The following is a 17,193-nucleotide window of genomic DNA, read 5'->3' as shown; positions in this document are numbered from 1 at the left end:
GCGCGCCCGGCCGGTCGGGCGCGTCGGTGGGCGCGCATTAGCCGCCCTGATTCTCGCGGATGATCGCGGCGGCCGCCGTTTCCGCGTCGCTCGCCACTCCGTCGTGCACGCGCGTGCTGACGGCCGGCGTCGGCGGCTCGCTGTCGAGCGCATGGCCGTCACGGTTGCGCGTATCGACCGTCGCGCGCATCGACAGCCCGACCCGCAGCGGATGCGCGGCCAGATCGCGGGGATCGATCGCGATCACGACCGGCACGCGTTGCACGACCTTGATCCAGTTGCCGGCCGCGTTCTGCGAGGGCAGCATCGAGAACGCGCTGCCGGTGCCGGCCGAGAAGCCCTGCACGCGGCCGCGATAGGTCACGCGCGAGCCGTAGAGATCCGACGCCACCTCGACCGGCTGCCCGATGCGCATGTTGCGGATCTGCCCTTCCTTGAAATTTGCCTCGATCCACAACCGATTGAGCTGCACGATCGACATCAGCGGCACGCCGGGCCCGACCTGCTGGCCGACCTGCACCGAACGCTGGCCGATCGTGCCGTCGACCGGCGCGACGATCGTCGTGCGCTTCAGGTTCCGGTACGCGAGCTTGAACTGCGCGGCCGCCTGCACGACGGACGGGCTTTCGTCGACGGGCAATCTGGTGCCGAGCGCGCGCGCCGCATCGAGCTGCGCCTGTGCGGCCGCGAGATTGGCCTGCGCACCGGCGACCGCCGCACGCGCGCGCGCCAGTTCCTCGGGCGCGACGATCTCGACCGACGCGCCCGAACGCGCGGCGAGCGCGCGCTGCGCGAGCGACAGGTCGGCCTGGCGCGCGTTCACGGCTTCGACGTACATCGTGTTCGAGATCTTCGCGTTCGCGACCTGCCGCACGGCCTGCACGAGTTGCGCCTTCGCCTGCGCGAACGCGACGGACGCCTCGGTGTCGTCGAGCCTCGCCAGCGTCTGCCCGGCGCGCACGGTCTGCGTATCGGCGACCAGCACGTCGGTCACCGCGCCCGGAATCTGCGCGGCAACCTGCACGATGCTGCCCGCGACATACGCGTCGTCGGTGTCTTCGTCATAGCGGTCGCGCAACAGCCAGAACGCGATCCAGACGAGCGCGGCCAGCAGCACGACCGCGAAGAACAGCATGAAGCGCTTGCGGCGCGTCGCCCGGCGCGCGTCGAGTGCGGGATCGTTCAGGGCAGCCGGCTGCGCGGCGGTATGAAGGTTGTCGTGGTGCATCAGTCGCTTTGCGTAACGATCAGGCGGTCATGCTGGAATAGCGGGATCGGCGCTGGATTCGCCGCCGCCGTGCGAGAGGAAACGGAAGCGCCGCGAGGCGTGGCGCCGATGGCCGGCGTGCGTGCCGCGTCGTCGCGTCGTGCAGCCGCCGCATTCGATGCAGCGACGACCTGCGGGGCGGCCACGCTCTGCGCACGCGCATCGGCCGACGGCCCCGGCACCGACTGGCTCGCGGTCGCGGCGGCGGGCGAAGGGCCACGCTTCGCCGCCTCGCCACGCGCCCGATGCCCGGTCGGCGCCTGCGCAACCGTCGCGCCCGCGTCGAACCCGCCGCCCAGCGCGCCGATCAATCCGACACGCAGCGTCCGCTGCCGGCCGAGCAACGCGATCATCTGCGCGCGCTCGTCGATCAGCGTGAGATCCGCGACATCCACGTCCTTCTGCATCAGCACACCGCGCCGGTGACGGTCGGTCGCAATCTCCACGATCTTTTGCGCGGCCGCGACCGCATCCTGCTGCTGCGCGACGAGCGTCTGCGACGTACGAAGAGACGTGACGATCTGCGCGACCTGACCAAGCGCGTCGTCGACGGTCTTGTTGTACAGCCCGATCGCGACGTCGGCCTGCGCGACGTCCGCGCCGAGCTTCGCCTTCAGCCGGCCGCGATCGAACACCGGCAGCGAGATCGCCGGGCCGACGGACGCGCCGAGCGCGTCGCGCGAGAACAGCGACGCGGGCGTCAGCGCGAACACGCCGCCGAGCGCGACGAGGTTCACGTCCGGATAGAACTGCGCGCGCGTCGAATCGGCATTCGCGAACGCGGCTTCGACACGCAGCCGCGCGGCGACGATGTCGGGCCGACGGCCCAGCAGATCGGCCGGCAGCCGCGCGGGCAGCGCGCCGCCGGCCAATGCGCCGACGCGTGGCCGTTGCAGCGCGAGCCCGCGCTCCGGGCCGCGGCCCGACAGCACCCCGAGCTGCAGTTGCGCGAGCTTGATCTGCTCGTCGTTCAGCGCGATCTGCGCGAGCAGCTTGCTGCGCTTGATCGATGCGTCGCTCGCGTCGTACGCGTTGTCGAGCCCGCGCGCGGTACGCTCGCGCAGCACGGTCGTCACGCGCTGACTGACCTTCAGCTTCTGCTGCAACAGATCTTGCGTCGCGTACGCCTGGTCGAGCTGGCAGTACACGGTGACGATCGCGACCGCCAGCGTGAGCCGCACCTGCTCGGCTTCGACCCGCGCCGCTTCACGCAGCGACATCAGGCTCTTCGTCGCCGCGCGGTTCTTGCCCCACAGGTCGAGCTGGTAGTTGAGCCCGACGAACACCGACGACGGCGATACGTTCGGATCGCCAAATATCTCGACCGGCACGCGATAGCCGCCGACCGACACGTTGGCGACGTCGTCGCCCGGCTTCGGCATCCGCGCGCGGCTGACCGTTGCGCCGGCCGTGCCCGTCAGCCCCGTCAGCGAATCGAACTGCTGAAGCTGCGCCTGCGCGATCCGCAGCCGCGCCTGCGCGACCTGCAGGTCGGGGTTGTTTTGCGATGCCTCGGCGACCAGCGCGTCGAGCTGCGGGTCCTGCAGCTGCTTCACCCAGTCGGGTGCGGGCCATGCACCGTCCACGCCGGGGCCGGCCGTGCGCGCGAGCGCATCGTCGGCCGGCGCGTGCAACGACAGCGACGGCAGGAAGCCCGTCGGCACGCATCCGCCCAATGCCATCGCCACCGCCGCGGCTCCGATCAACGCACCGCCCTTCACGCTACGCGCCCGCTCTGCCGCATTTTCTTTCACACGCCGCATCGCTTCCCTCATCCTTGCTGGACGCGCTGCGCCCGTGCGGCCAGACGCGGCCGCGTGCGCTCGAGCGGACCGAGCCGGCCGAACAGGCCGTCCGCGATACCGAACAGGATGCCGGCGAGCTTGTCGCGCTTGTCGCGCTCGACGAGCGCGATCTGCACGACCTGCCACACGGTCAGCAGGTTCGGCACGATCGCCACCGGAAAGCGCAACCCGTACTGCATCCCGAGCTGCACCGCATTGCGCGCGCTGTAGTAGCGCCGTTGCCACGAGTGATTCATCGACGTCATTTCGAAAGGGCCGAACGCGTGACGCCGTTTCGCGCCGATCCGGTGCGGCAGCACCAGCGACGGCACGACGTAGAGCGGCACGTTGCGCGCGAGCGCGCGGAAGCTGTACTCGGTGTCGACGTGATCGATGAACAGCGTCTCGTCGAAGCGGCCGAGCATGTCGAACGCGGCGCGCGACACGACGCAGCCCGACGAGATCAGGAACGCGCAGCGCTGCAACTGCGCGTCGGGATCGACGCGCAGCCGGCGCAATGCGATCCCGTTGGTCGCCAGCTCGGGCAGGAAGCTGCGCGCGTTCTCGTCGAAGATGCGCGGGCCGGCGAGGAACGCGCGCCCCGCGAGCCCCGCGCACGCGTCGCGCATCGTCGCGAAGTAATCGGCCGGCACCGACGAATCCTGATCGAACAACGCGACCGCATCGACGTTGTCGCGAAACAGCGCCGCGAGCCCAGCGTTGTATGCGCCCGCGATTCCGCCGCGATTGCCGTGATGCAGCAGCGCGATGCCGTCGCGCGCGCATGCTTCGCTTGCGCGTGCGTCCGGCTGCGGCGTGTTGTCGACGACGAGCAGCGCGTCGCACGCATGCCGCCACGCGCCGAGCGCCGCGAGCTGCGCGTCGGTCGGGTGATACAGGATCACGAGTGCGCCGAGTGTCGTCATGTCGCTTTCCTCAATGTCCGAACGAAGCCGCCGCGCCGCGCTTCGGCCGCGTGAGCCACATCATCGCGGCGAGCACGAGGCAGGTCATGCTCGCCATCCAGAACATGTCGCCCGTCGCCATCATGTACGCCTGCTGCATCACGACCTGGTGCAGCGTGGATAGCTCGCGCGCGCCGTCCACGCCCATCGCGTTCAGCGTGTGCACGAAGCGCTGCGTGTTCGCCGATGCGTGCGTGACCGATTGCGACACGACGTCGTAGTGATAGGTCGCACGGTTGTCCCATAACGTCACGCTCATCGCGGTGCCGAATGCGGCCGACAGCGTGCGCAGGAAGTTCGACAGGCTCGACGCGGCCGCGAGCCGGTCGTCCGGAATGCGCGACAGCGTCGCGGCGGTCAGCGGAATGAAGAAACACGGCAGCCCGATCCCCTGGATCAGCCCGGGCGCGGCGATCTGCGCGAACGTCATCTTCAGCGTGAAATGCGCGTCCCATGCGAGCACGGCCGCGAACACGAGGAAGCCGAAGGTCGCGAGCACGCGCGCGTCGAAGCGGTGCGCGTGCAGGCCGACGAGAATCGAGAACACGAGCGCGAGCACGCCGAGCGACGCAGTGGCGAGCCCCGCGTGGAACGCGTTGTAACCCATCACCGCCTGCATCCACAGCGGGAACACGACGCCCACCACCGAGAAACTCATCATCCCGAGCGAGATGATCAGGACACAGAACGAGAACGTGCGGTCGCGAAACAGGCTCAGGTCGACGACCGGATGGGCCTCGCCCGCCTCCCAGATCAGCAGCGACACGATCGCGAGCCCCGCGACCACCGCGAGCGTGACGATCAGCGGCGAATCGAACCAGCCCTTGTCGTGACCGAGATCGAGCATTGCCTGCAGCGAACCGACGCCGATCACGAGCAGCACGATGCCCGGCACGTCGATCGGGCCGGCCGCGCCGCGCTGCGCGTCGGGGCGCAGCATCGCGGTGCAGACCGCGAACGAGAACAGCCCGATCGGCAAATTGATCAGGAAGATCCACGGCCACGAGAAGCTGTCGACGATCCAGCCGCCGACCACCGGCCCGAAGATCGGCGCGAGCAGCACCGTCATCGCCCATAGCGCGAGCGCGACGGTGCGCTTGTCCGGTGGGAACGTGCGCAGCAGGATCGTCTGCGACAACGGCACCATCGGCCCCGAGCACAGCCCCTGGAGCGCGCGGCAGACGACCAGCACGTGCAGGTCGCGCGCGAGGCCGCACAGCAGCGACGTCAGCGTGAACAGCAGCACCGCGCCGACGAACAACCGCAGCTCGCCGACGCGCCGCGCGAGCCATCCGGTCAGCGGCACCGCGATCGCGGCCGCGACCGAATACGAACTGATCACCCACGTGCCCTGGCTGTTCGAGACGCCGAGACTGCCCGAGATCGCGGGCACCGCGACGTTGGTGACGGTCGAGTCGAGCACTTCGATGAAGGTCGCGAGCGACAGCGCGAACGTCAGCAGCGCGAGCCGCGCGCCGCGCACCGGCGACGCAGCTGATGCGGGTTCGCTCGCGTCGAAGGCGGCGGGTGTGTCCCGGAGCGGCGATGCCGTGCTCATGTGCCCGCCATCGCGACAACGGGCCGCGAGATCGCGCGCTCGTGGCTCGGCGCGAAGCGCTCGATGTAATCGGCGGCCGTTTCGCAGCCGTCCGGCGCCGCGTGGATCAACGCACGCGTGCGTTCGGCATGCACGGAGAATTCGGGTTCATCCAGCACGCGCGCGAGCGCCGCACCGAGACGCACGCCGTCGACCGCACCGTCGACGCGCACGCCGGCGCCGCTGGCCGCGACGCGCTGCGCGTTGTCGAACTGATCGTGCGCGAACGGCGTCACGACCTGCGGAATTCCGGCTTCGAACGCGAGCGCCGCGGTGCCGATCCCGCCGTGATGCACGAGCGCGCGACAACGCGGCAGCAGCGTGCGCATCGGCACGAAACGGCGCACCAGCAGCCGGTCGCCGTCCGGTGCCGCATCGTGCGGGCTCAGCAGGATGCCGCGCGCGTCGGTGGCATGCAGCGCGCCCGCGACCGCGCGTGCATATGCGGCGTGATCGACCAGCGTCGACCCTGCAGTGAAGACCACGGGCGGCTCGCCGGCGGCAAGAAACGCGTCGAGCGCGCGATCGTCGTCGGGTGTCGCGATGTCGTTGAACAACGGAAAGCCGCTTTGCAGAACGCCAGCAGGCCAGTCGCGCTGCGCCGGGGCGAACCAGTCGGGAAACAGGCACAGCACGCCGTCGGTCGAATGCAGCCAGCGTCCGAGCACGCGCCGCGCGGGCGCAAGCCCGAGGTCTCGGCGCACCGCGTTGAGCGCCGGCCCGCACACGCGGTCGAGCACCTGTCGCTCGATCAGCGTCATCAGCGCCGCCTTCACCGGCAGCGGCCAGCGCGCGGGAATCGTCAGGCGCGGATGCGTCGGCGGCACGTGCGCGGACAGCAGCGTCGACGGCGACACCTGCACCGACACATACGGCGTGCCGTGCAACTCCTGCATGAAGCGCGCGGAAAACGCCCACAACGTGCCGACCAGCACGGTGTCGCGATCGGTCAGCGCGCGCAGCGTGTCGTAATGCGGGCGCAGCACCGGCGCGATCACCTGCCACAGCGTGCGGAACGACGTGCGCGGATTCCACAGCGCCGGGTTCGCCATCGCGGCCTCGTACTCGGCCCTCGTGCCGACCGGCACGAACGTGAAGCCGCAGCGGCGCGCGGCCGCCGCGAACGGCGGATGCGTGCAGAACACGACGTCGTGGCCGCGCAGCGCGAGCGCACGCGCGACGCCGAGCAGCGGATGCACGTCGCCCGCCGAGCCGATCGCGGTCACGATCACCTTCGCCATCGCGCGCCTCGCGGGGGTCAGTAGAAGCCGGGGATCAGCGCCGCGACCTCGCGGCGATACTGCGTGTACGCCGGCCCGAAATGACCGGTGAGCCAGCTCTCCTCGACGCGCACCTTGTACGCGAGCGATGCGAACACGAGCACGACGCCGAGCGCGCCGCGCCACTCGCCGCCGATCAGCGCGGCGCCGACCAGCGCGATCAGGCAGCCGGTGTAGATCGGATGGCGCACGAGGCCGTACGGGCCGGTGCGGACGAGTTCGTGGTTTTCCTTCAGCGTGACGGACACGCTCCAGTTCGTGCCGAGATGCAGCCGCGCCCACACGGAGAACAGCAGCCCCGCGACGAGCACCGCGAGCCCGCATTGCGCCTGCAGGCCGAAGCGCTGCCAGTCGGGCACGAGTGCCTGCCACGACGGATCGGGCAGGATGATCAGCGCGCCGCCGACGATCATCGGAATCGACTGCAGCGTGCGCGAGCGCGACGCCTCCTTGCGCACGGTCGTCTTCACGGCCTGGGACGTCATGATCCAATAGGCGAGCCACGCGGCCCACGGAACGACGATGGCGATAGTCTGAACGATATTCACGGCTGGCCTGCCTCGTGTGGAGAAGAATTCGGATGCGCCCGGTGCGGCCGGTGCGCAATGTGCTGGATCACGACGACATCGCCGGCATCGGCGCGGACACACATGCGTGCGCGGCGCCGAGCGCGATGCCCGCGGCGACGGGCGGCGTGTCGCAGAAGAAGTCGAGCAGCGCCGCGCGCGTGGTTTCGCGCTGCGCGCGGCCTTCGATGTCGAGGAAATGGCCGGCGTCGGGAATCGTCGCGAAGCGCGCGCGCGGCACGTGCGCGGCGAGCTGGCGGACATCGGCAGGCGTCGTATATTCGTCGCGCTCGCCGTTCAGGAACAGCAGCTCGCAGCCGATGTTCGAGAACTCGCTCAGGTAGCGCTCCGGCTGCAGCGACAGGATCTGGTCGACGTGGAACGCGACCTGGTCCTGCTCGTCGCGCGGCAGGCGCGTCAGATAACGGTAGTTGTACAGCTTCATGATGCGCGGCAGGTAGCGGCCGACCGTATCGTTCAGCAACTGCGCGGCCTTCAGGTTCTCGCCCGCGGCGATGTGGTCGCGTGCGCGCGTCACGTAGTCGACCATCGCGTCGTTCAGGAACGGCGAGAACGAGCAGATCGCCGCGCGCCGCACGCTCGGGCACCCGCGCGCGAGCGCGAACAGCGACGCGACGCCGCCCCACGACACCGATACGAGGAACGCCGGCGCGAAGCGCTCGACCAGATGCTGGAGGATCGCGGCCTCGTCGTCCTTGGTCAGGATGAAGCAGCCGGGGTTGTGCTGGCGCGACTGCCCCGCATACGGCAGGTCGAAGCAGATCGTGTTCATCCGCTCGCCGAGATACTGGACGGTCTGCCCGAACGATGCGGTCGTTGCGAGCGCGCCGTTGACGAGCATCGCCGTGTCGAACGACGGATCGAACACGTTCCGTTCGACGTAGACCTTCAGACCATTCGGTAGCGGGACCACGTGTTTTTCGGTCGGCATCGTCGTTCTCCGGTGGATGCGGCGTCTCGGCGTCGCGGCATGCTGCAGGTGCGCAATGGCGGGCACCGGCCCTGTCGCGGTCGTTGGCCGCGCCCATTGCCGACGCACCGCGGGAAAAACCCGCGGCGCCGATTCATTCCTTTTGGTTCGGCGCCATACTAATACGGGCAATATTACTTACTCAAGTCATTCCAACGATCCCCTCTACTCCATCTGGAAATACGCCAGATTCAAATATTTTTGTCATTTTTTATGGTAGACGGAATCGATTACGGGTTGACGGCAATCGTTTGCGACCAAGCCGACAAACGATCTCAAATTCACAACATTCCCTTTACATTCAACGCGATATGCGGTTTGAATCGATTGATTGAAACGAATTCCATGAAATTCCCTATGACGGTATGCGAGATCAGAATTTTCTGATTTTCGAAAATCTCACATAGCTCGACATTCTTTCGACGTGTAATAAATCGAATCAGGAAACTTTCCCAACCATTGCGTCATCTTTTCGGAATTCGTTTTAAACAAACTTCAATTTATTTAACCTCCTTTCAATTCGTTTTTCCGCACCTGCACAATCGTCGCAGCGGTATCTGCCCCTCAAGCCGATCACACGATTTCCCGTCGGACCCCGATTTTTTTGTTGATTGAACGTTCAATAAAAAACCGCTAAGCTCTCGACTTCCAGGAACGGCCCGTCCGGGCGAAGGGAGTCGCGATGCCGAAAGTCGGAATGCGGGAGATTCGTCGCGCGCAGTTGATCGACGCGACGCTGCGCTCGATCGACGAGGCCGGCCTGCCCGGCACGACACTCGCATCGGTCGCGCAGCGCGCGAACATCTCGACGGGTATCGTCAGCCATTACTTCGGCGACAAGGACGGCCTGCTCGAAGCCACGATGCGGCACGTGCTGCGCGATCTGTGGGCGGCTACCACGCGCCGCCGCGTCGCGGCACGCAAGGACCCGCGTTCCCGGCTGCGCGCGATCGTCGCGGCGAACTTCGACGACACGCAGGTCAGCGCGCCCGTAATGAAGACCTGGCTCGCGTTCTGGTCGCAGAGCATGCACGACGCGATGCTCAAGCGCCTGCAGCACGTCAACACGCGGCGCCTCCATTCGAATCTGTGCGCGGAATTCGCGAAGGCGTTGCCGCGCGCGAAGGCGCGGGAAGCCGCCAGCGGCCTCGCCGCGCTGATCGACGGCCTGTGGCTGCGCGGCGCGCTCGCCGGCGGCCCCATCGACACACGGGCTGCACTGAAGCTCGCCCACAATTACATCGACCTGCTGCTCGCGTCGGACTGACGCGTCGCGCAGTCGCCCTCAAGGAGATCCTCATGTCCGTATACGGTTTGCAGCGCCTCTACATCGGCGGCGGTTACGTCGACGCCACCAGCGGCAAGACTTTCGATACCTTCGATCCCGCCACGGGCGAACTGCTCGCGCAGGTGCAGCAGGCGAGCGCGGCCGACGTCGACCGCGCGGTCGCATCGGCGCAGGAAGGCCAGCGTGAATGGGCCGCGATGACCGCGATGCAGCGCTCGCGGATCCTGCGCCGCGCGGTCGACCTGCTGCGCGAACGCAACGACGAACTCGCGGCGATCGAGACGCGCGACACCGGCAAGCCGATCGGCGAGACGCTCGCGGTCGACATCGTCACCGGTGCGGACGTGATCGAGTACTACGCGGGCCTCGCGACCGCGATCGAGGGGCTGCAGGTGCCACTGCGCGCCGAGTCGTTCGTCTATACGCGCCGCGAGCCGCTCGGCGTGTGCGCGGGTATCGGTGCATGGAACTACCCGATCCAGATCGCATGCTGGAAGACGGCGCCCGCGCTCGCGGCCGGCAATGCGATGGTGTTCAAGCCGAGCGAAGTCACGCCGCTCACCGCGCTGAAGCTCGCTGAAATCTATACGGAAGCCGGCGTGCCGGCCGGCGTGTTCAACGTCGTGCAGGGCGACGGTTCGGTCGGCGCGCTGCTGACGGGCCATCCGGACATCGCGAAGGTGTCGTTCACCGGCGGCGTCGAGACCGGCAAGAAGGTGATGTCGCTCGCAGGCGCATCGTCGCTGAAGGAAGTGACGATGGAGCTCGGCGGCAAGTCGCCGCTGATCGTGTTCGAGGACGCCGATCTCGACCGCGCCGCCGACATCGCGGTCACCGCCAACTTCTTCAGCTCGGGCCAGGTCTGCACCAACGGCACGCGCGTGTTCGTGCACCGCTCGGTCAAGGACGCATTCACGCAGAAGGTGCTCGAACGCGTGAAGCGCATTCGCGTCGGCAAGCCGACCGATGCCGACACCAACTTCGGGCCGCTCGTGTCGGCCGCGCAGCTCGACAAGGTGCTCGGCTTCATCGAGAGCGGCAAGGCCGAAGGCGCGAAGCTGCTCGCGGGCGGCACGCGCCTGACCGACGGCCACTTCGGCAACGGCCAGTACGTCGCACCGACCGTGTTCGGCGACTGCCGCGACGACATGAAGATCGTCCGCGAAGAAATTTTCGGGCCGGTGATGAGCATCCTCGATTTTGAATCGGAGGACGAAGTGATTGCCCGCGCGAACGAAACGCACTACGGCCTCGCGGCCGGCGTCGTGACCGAAAACCTGTCGCGCGCGCATCGCACGATCCACCGCCTCGAAGCCGGCATCTGCTGGATCAACACGTGGGGCGAATCGCCGGCCGAGATGCCGGTTGGCGGATACAAGCAATCCGGTGTCGGACGCGAGAACGGCATCACGACGCTCGAACACTACACTCGAATCAAATCGGTACAGGTCGAGCTCGGCCGCTACAACCCGGTGTTTTGAGAACGACAGGAGATACACCGTCATGACGACACGCGAATACGACTACATCATCTGCGGCGCCGGTTCCGCGGGCAACGTGCTCGCGACGCGCCTGACGGAAGATCCGAACGTCACGGTGCTGCTGCTCGAAGCGGGCGGCCCCGACTACCGCTTCGACTTCCGTACGCAGATGCCGGCGGCACTCGCCTATCCGCTGCAGGGCCGTCGCTACAACTGGGCCTACGAGACCGACCCCGAGCCGCACATGGACAACCGCCGGATGGAATGCGGCCGCGGCAAGGGGCTCGGCGGCTCGTCGCTGATCAACGGGATGTGCTACATCCGCGGCAACGCGCTCGACTACGACAACTGGTCGACGCACAAGGGGCTCGAGAACTGGACGTATCTCGACTGCCTGCCGTACTTCAAGAAGGCCGAGACGCGCGACGTCGGCCCGAACGACTATCACGGCGGCGACGGCCCCGTGTCGGTCACGACCAGCAAGCCGGGCGTGAACCCGCTGTTCGAGGCGATGGTGGATGCGGGCGTGCAGGCCGGCTATCCGCGCACCGACGACCTGAACGGCTATCAGCAGGAAGGCTTCGGCCCGATGGACCGCACCGTCACGCCGAAGGGCCGCCGCGCGAGCACCGCGCGCGGCTACCTCGACCAGGCGAAGGTGCGGCCGAACCTCGAGATCGTCACGCATGCGCTCGCCGACCGCATCCTGTTCGACGGCAAGCGCGCATCGGGCGTCACGTACCTGCGCGGCAGCGAGCGCGCGACCGCGCATGCGCGCCGCGAAGTGCTCGTGTGCAGCGGCGCGATCGCGTCGCCGCAGTTGCTGCAGCGCTCGGGCGTCGGCCCCGGCGCGTGGCTGAAGGAACTCGACATCCCCGTCGTGCTCGATCTGCCCGGCGTCGGCCAGAACCTGCAGGATCACCTGGAGATGTACATCCAGTACGAGTGCAAGGAGCCGGTGTCGCTGTATCCGGCGCTCAAGTGGTGGAACCAGCCGAAGATCGGCCTCGAATGGATGCTGAACGGCACCGGCCTCGGCGCGACCAACCACTTCGAGGCGGGCGGCTTCATCCGCACGCGCGACGACGATCTGTGGCCGAACATCCAGTATCACTTCCTGCCCGTCGCGATCAACTACAACGGCTCGAACGCGATCGAGATGCACGGCTTCCAGGCGCACGTCGGCTCGATGCGTTCGCCAAGCCGCGGCCGCGTGAAGCTGCGTTCGCGCGATCCGAACGATCACCCGAGCATCCTGTTCAACTACATGGCCGAATCGCTCGACTGGCGCGAGTTCCGCGATGCGATCCGCGCGACGCGCGAGATCATGCGGCAGCCCGCGCTCGACCGCTATCGCGGCCGCGAGCTGAACCCGGGTGCCGACTGCAAGACCGACAAGGAACTCGACGCGTTCGTGCGGGCCCGCGCGGAAACCGCGTTCCATCCGTCGTGCTCGTGCAAGATGGGTTACGACGACATGGCCGTGGTCGACGAGGAAGGCCGCGTGCACGGGCTCGAAGGGCTGCGTGTGGTCGATGCATCGATCATGCCGATCATCACGACCGGCAACCTGAACGCGCCGACGATCATGATCGCGGAGAAAATCGCGGACAAGATTCGCGGTCGCACGCCGCTGGCGCGGGTGGACGTGCCTTACTTCGTCGCAAACGGCGCGATGGCGCGCAATATCGCGAAGGCGGTGCGGCAGCCGGAGACGGCGTAACCGCGCAAGCGCCCTCCCCGGGGCGCAGCATCAACCTGCACGGCTCGTGGCGTTCTCGCCGCGAGCCGCTTTTCATTTCATTAGCTGCTGTCGCCACCCGTACTGAAGCGCGTGATCGCAGCCCCCCTCGGCCGCACGCGTTTCGCGCGCACGATCGGATTCGATCGCGACGTCAGGCTCATCGCGCCGCTCAGGCGCTCGAACGCAACATCCTCCTTCATCCCGAAGCGGCCGACCGCCGGCCACGCGAGCGCTTCATCGAGCCACGCCTGCCACGCGTCGCCATGAAAGCGGCGCGCGAACTCGCGCACCATGCCCGGCGCCGCGATCACGATGCCCGCCAGCAGGTAATACGCCCAGAAACTGCCCGCGCCGACGAGCCGGTCGAGCCGGCACACGGACACCGCCGCGAGCAGTCCATCGACCGACGCGAGATCGGTGCGTCGCTCACGAATCGCGCGCGCAACCAGATTGTGCCGACCGCCGTACGCGGTGAAGGACATCCCCTTGCCGGCGGCAAGCTCCGCGCAGAACATCGCGAGTGCGGCCATCTCGTCGATGCGCGCTGCGTCGTCGCGCGGCCCGCAGACGCGCAGCACGATCGCGTCGATGACGGCCCCTGGCCCGGCCGATGGCTCCACGCAGGCCGCCGCGACGGCCGCATGTCGTTCTCTCAGGTTCTTCGCAGGCGGCGGTGCCTCGCCGTTCGCGAGTCGCTCCCGCATTTCGTGTCCGCCGACTTCGTCGCTGCCGGGTCCGACGCCGCCGGCAATCCGCTCGAGCGCGGCCCAGCCGTCGTTCGGATCGTCGAAGGCCCACGCATCGATGAACCCATGCGCCGCATCGAATGCCGCGCGCGATCCGGGGCAGCACCGTTCCGCGTGCGCGAGCTGCCGCGCGTCGGGAACGTGCATGCACGCATCGGTCGCATCGCACGCGCAACCGCCGCCGTCCGTTGCAATCCACGGCGCGAGTTCGTGCAGGACGGCGATCGCTTCATGCGACAGGTTCGCGCCGGCACGCACGCGTTCCGCGTGCGTCGGCGTGGCGGCCGTCGCGCCGACGTCGTCGGTCGCCACGCACGCCGCTTCGTTCAGGTGTTCGATCAGGTATTGCAGCCACGCGGCCGTGCGCAGCCGGTCGGGCGTCGCAGCGCGGGCATCGCCATACTTCGCTGGATCGGTGAGCATGGGTGGTCCGGAATGATTGTTTTATGTCGTTCGAAGCGGGCGGCACGGTGCATCGCACCGGCCCCTGCATGGCCGCCCGCATCCGGATCGCGAAGCAGGCGGCCGGCCGGTCGTCACGCCGATACGCGCGACGACACGAATGCATCGCGAAACCGGAACACCCGCCGCGCATCGTTGCACGGCCCTCATCCCTGGCGGGCGCCCGGTCTCGATCGCGCGACGCTTACTGCACGTGGAACTTCGGCGACGTGGCGACCGTGCCGCTGACCGTGCAGTCCGGCGTCAACACCGCGTTGTTGAACGTCAGCGACGAGTTCGGATCGCTCCACGTCGTCACGACCTTGCTCGGCCCGCAGGCGCCGAGCAGCGAAACGGTCACCTTCGCGTTGTTGATCGACAGTTGCGTCGTGCTGTCGGCCTGGCCCGTCCACGGCGATGCGCTGGTCGCGCTGCCGCTGATCAGGCCGCACGTCGCGGCGCCGGTAAACGTCGTCGACGTGATGTTGACGATGCCCGTCGAGGAGATCGTGCCGTTGAACGTCGCGTTGCAGGTCGCATTGATCGAGCCCTTGGCCAGGACCGTGAGGCCCGTCGCGGAGAACGGCTCCCCGTTCGGGTTCATGGCCTGCCCGTCGGCACGCGAGACGGTCACGGCGAAAGCAGGCGCGGCCGAAACCGCGGTGAATGCCACTGCAGCAACAAGCGATACGATTTTGCGAATGCTCATTTGAACTGCCCCCTCTCTCTTCACAAATGGCGGCATGCCGCCAGGAACGCGACACCCCGGCCGGATCGGCCCGGCCGCTCGGTCGCAGGAAGCCGCCGGCGTGCGCAACGCACGCCGGACGACTCAGAACTTGTAGGAGATCCCGACGAACGTGATCAGCGGATCGGCCTTCAGCCGCGTGCGCGTGGTCGCGAGCGTCGAACCGTCGGCGGCCTTGATCACGAGCGACGAGTACGTCTTCAGCGGCATGTAGGTCAGCGTCGCCGTCAACCCCCAGTGCTTGTCGATCGCATAGCTCGCGCCGACGTTGTAGACCGGCGTGAACGACGACGATGCCTTGCCCTCCACCGACGTCGGCCCCGGCTTGCCGGCGCCGGCCGCGAGCACGCTGCCGAGGTTCTCGTTGATGTCCTTCGCGAAGTTGCCGTTCAGTTCGATGTTGCTGAACCAGCTGTAGGCCACGCCGATCCCGACGAACGGACGGAACTTCGCGGTCGGTGCATTGAAGTAGTACTGAAGAATGATCGTCGGGCTCCATTGCCGCGCATTCTTCACGGCTGGCTGGTTCGACGGATTGTCCATGTTGACGCTGCCGAGCGAACCGGCCGGGCCCGGCGGCCGGATCACGCCGTGCCCGGTCAGCGTGAACTCGGGCGGCACGCCGAGCACCGACGTCACCGCGATATGGTCGGTGAAGAAGTGCGTGAGCGTGAGGCCGACCGTATCGGCGTTGTTGACCGTCAGGCTGGTGCCCGGCGACGTGAACGACCCGGGCAGCCGCAGCGGCCCGTTGATCGGCATGCTCGCGAGATTCGTCGTCAGCCCGTTGGTCGAATCCTGCGGCATGATGTGCAGCCAGCCCAGCGTCGCGACGTTGTCGCCCGCCTGCTGGGCCGATGCGAGCGTCGACACGCCTGCGACGACACCCGCGACAATCAGCTTCTTCATGAAGTCTCCCCCTCGTTCTTTCGGAGCGCCGCGCAGCCATGCGCGACGCCGCCGTGTCTCCATCCGCGTGTGATCACTGCACGAACGCGCCGACCGTGAAGTACGGATTGCTCGTATCAGCCATGTCGAGGAACCCGAACACGCCGCCCGTGAACACGAATTTGCCGGTCGCCGGCCCCGACGCCGCGTCCGCGTGCACGGTCGTCACGACGCCCGGCACCTTCTGCGTGTAATCGAGGTTCAGCGCGCGCGTGAGCGCGGCCTGAGACGCGTTGAACGGATCGAGCAGCGTCGCCTGCGCACCGACGAGCGCGGTCGCGCGGTAGTTGAACGCGCTGTCGACACCCGTGTACTCGCCGTTCTGCGAGCCTTGGGCGATGGCCGTCTGCGGGCTCAGGAACGAGATGCCCGACTCGTCGTCCGCGCTCGGCGGCCCCTGCGTGAGGTCCGCGTTCGCGGCACCCGTGCGGATGAAGACCGGCACGAGCTGGTTACGCAGCTTGCCGACGATCAGCATGCCCTTGCCGGCCTTCGCCGGATCGAGCGCGGCGAGCGTCGGCGGAATCTGCGGCTGGTAGTTCAGCGACTGGAACGCCGGCGCATCCGGGCGCAGCGTGAACGGCTGGTTCACGGTCGCGCTCGATGCGAGCGGCTGCCCGCCGTTCTTCTTGCCGAAGTTGTCGGTCTCGACGTAGCTGCCGTCCGCGTTGATCGTCACCTGCTGGTCGAGCGCCACCGGCTGGAAGTTCTGCGACGGCACCTGGTGGTAGCCGAGCTGGTTGTACGTGCCGGCGATCTTCGTCAGATCGGTTTCGAGCGACGAAAAGCTGATGAACGGGTAGTACGGGAACGTCGTCTTCGGAATCTTGCCCACGCCGATCACGCCGTCGAACTGGATCGTCGCGCCCGGAATCGCGCCGCCCAGCACGCCTTCACCGAGGAACAGGCGCGCCGGCCGGCTCGGGTCGAGGCTCGCGTTCTGCATCCGGAACGTGCACTGGTTCAGCTTCATGGTCGGCAAGCCGGTTTCGTCGGCCAGCGTGCCGTCGACAACGTTGGCCGGTGCCTTGTCGCGCGTCGGCTGCACCGTGCCGGTGGTCGTCGGCACCGGCGATGCGAGGTAGGTCATCCGGTACGTCATCTTCGTCGTGTCGAGCTGCACCTTCACGAGCTCGCCCGAGCCGGATCCGCCGATGAACACCGTGTTGTAGTCGATCGTCTGCGGGCACAGCCGGACCACCGGCGCGGGCGGTGGGTCGCCGTCGCCACCGCACGCGACCAGCACGGGCGCGAGCGACGCCGCGGCCATCCAATGCTTCACATTCATAGGAATCCTCTTGAATTTCGATTCGCCGGCGGCGACGCGTGCGCCGCCGGTGTTCCGTG

14 protein-coding genes are annotated in these 17,193 nt (G+C 67.7%); 3 read left to right on the top strand and 11 right to left on the bottom strand.

The features are described 5' to 3' along the window. Nucleotides 1–37: 37 nt before the first annotated feature. The 7 genes from WS49_RS24545 to WS49_RS24515 all read right to left on the bottom strand — a co-directional run bounded on the left by WS49_RS24545 (nt 38) and on the right by WS49_RS24515 (nt 8,411). Complete coding sequence (locus tag WS49_RS24545) at nt 38–1,228, bottom strand: HlyD family secretion protein (protein ID WP_059534169.1); 1,191 nt, start codon at nt 1,226–1,228, stop codon at nt 38–40. Beyond that, entirely contained in the window at nt 1,228–3,030 is a 1,803-nt protein-coding gene (locus WS49_RS24540) for an efflux transporter outer membrane subunit (protein WP_059534167.1), read from the bottom strand. The genes WS49_RS24545 and WS49_RS24540 overlap by 1 nt, the downstream gene beginning before the upstream one ends. Before the next feature lie 8 nt (nt 3,031–3,038). Next, nucleotides 3,039–3,977 carry a glycosyltransferase family 2 protein gene (locus tag WS49_RS24535; RefSeq protein ID WP_059534164.1) on the bottom strand — a complete coding sequence of 313 codons (939 nt, stop codon included), beginning with the start codon at nt 3,975–3,977 and terminating at the stop codon, nt 3,039–3,041. Nucleotides 3,978–3,987: 10 nt separating this feature from the next. After that, nucleotides 3,988–5,574, bottom strand: coding sequence for a DHA2 family efflux MFS transporter permease subunit (locus WS49_RS24530; RefSeq protein ID WP_059534163.1), 1,587 nt, complete (start codon nt 5,572–5,574; stop codon nt 3,988–3,990). Then, complete coding sequence (locus WS49_RS24525; RefSeq protein ID WP_059534161.1) at nt 5,571–6,854, bottom strand: glycosyltransferase; 1,284 nt, start codon at nt 6,852–6,854, stop codon at nt 5,571–5,573. Before WS49_RS24525 ends, WS49_RS24530 begins: the two co-directional genes overlap by 4 nt. 17 nt (nt 6,855–6,871) lie before the next feature. Further along, complete coding sequence (locus WS49_RS24520; RefSeq protein WP_059534158.1) at nt 6,872–7,441, bottom strand: methyltransferase family protein; 570 nt, start codon at nt 7,439–7,441, stop codon at nt 6,872–6,874. Between the two features lie 67 nt (nt 7,442–7,508). Beyond that, on the bottom strand, nt 7,509–8,411 hold the full coding sequence (locus WS49_RS24515) for an alpha/beta fold hydrolase (RefSeq protein WP_059534156.1): 903 nt from the start codon (nt 8,409–8,411) through the stop codon (nt 7,509–7,511). A gap of 721 nt (nt 8,412–9,132) precedes the next feature. Between WS49_RS24515 and betI the strand changes: the two genes are divergently transcribed. The 3 genes from betI to betA are packed head-to-tail and all read left to right on the top strand — an operon-like array spanning nt 9,133 to nt 12,942. Beyond that, entirely contained in the window at nt 9,133–9,717 is a 585-nt protein-coding gene (gene betI / locus WS49_RS24510; protein WP_059534154.1) for a transcriptional regulator BetI, read from the top strand. A gap of 32 nt (nt 9,718–9,749) precedes the next feature. Beyond that, on the top strand, nt 9,750–11,219 hold the full coding sequence (gene betB / locus WS49_RS24505; RefSeq protein WP_059534152.1) for a betaine-aldehyde dehydrogenase: 1,470 nt from the start codon (nt 9,750–9,752) through the stop codon (nt 11,217–11,219). A gap of 22 nt (nt 11,220–11,241) precedes the next feature. Beyond that, entirely contained in the window at nt 11,242–12,942 is a 1,701-nt protein-coding gene (gene betA / locus WS49_RS24500; RefSeq protein WP_059534150.1) for a choline dehydrogenase, read from the top strand. Between the two features lie 80 nt (nt 12,943–13,022). Here betA and WS49_RS24495 read toward each other — a convergent pair whose 3' ends face one another. The 4 genes from WS49_RS24495 to WS49_RS24480 form a co-directional block, all read right to left on the bottom strand. Beyond that, a complete protein-coding gene (locus WS49_RS24495) occupies nt 13,023–14,132 on the bottom strand; it encodes a hypothetical protein (protein WP_059534148.1) in 1,110 nt (369 codons plus the stop codon). A 223-nt stretch (nt 14,133–14,355) separates the two neighbouring features. Continuing rightward, on the bottom strand, nt 14,356–14,859 hold the full coding sequence (locus tag WS49_RS24490; protein ID WP_059534146.1) for a hypothetical protein: 504 nt from the start codon (nt 14,857–14,859) through the stop codon (nt 14,356–14,358). Nucleotides 14,860–14,982: 123 nt separating this feature from the next. Next, on the bottom strand, nt 14,983–15,807 hold the full coding sequence (locus WS49_RS24485) for an OmpW/AlkL family protein (RefSeq protein ID WP_059534144.1): 825 nt from the start codon (nt 15,805–15,807) through the stop codon (nt 14,983–14,985). Between the two features lie 73 nt (nt 15,808–15,880). Beyond that, nucleotides 15,881–17,134 carry a DUF2957 domain-containing protein gene (locus tag WS49_RS24480; RefSeq protein WP_059534142.1) on the bottom strand — a complete coding sequence of 418 codons (1,254 nt, stop codon included), beginning with the start codon at nt 17,132–17,134 and terminating at the stop codon, nt 15,881–15,883. Nucleotides 17,135–17,193 lie beyond the last annotated feature (59 nt).

It is taken from the genome of Burkholderia sp. RF7-non_BP4 (genome assembly GCF_001521935.1).
In the GTDB taxonomy this organism is placed as follows: Bacteria; Pseudomonadota; Gammaproteobacteria; order Burkholderiales; family Burkholderiaceae; genus Burkholderia; species Burkholderia diffusa.
Note: the sequence above shows the minus strand (reverse complement) of the source record. Positions and strands in the feature narration are given on the sequence as shown.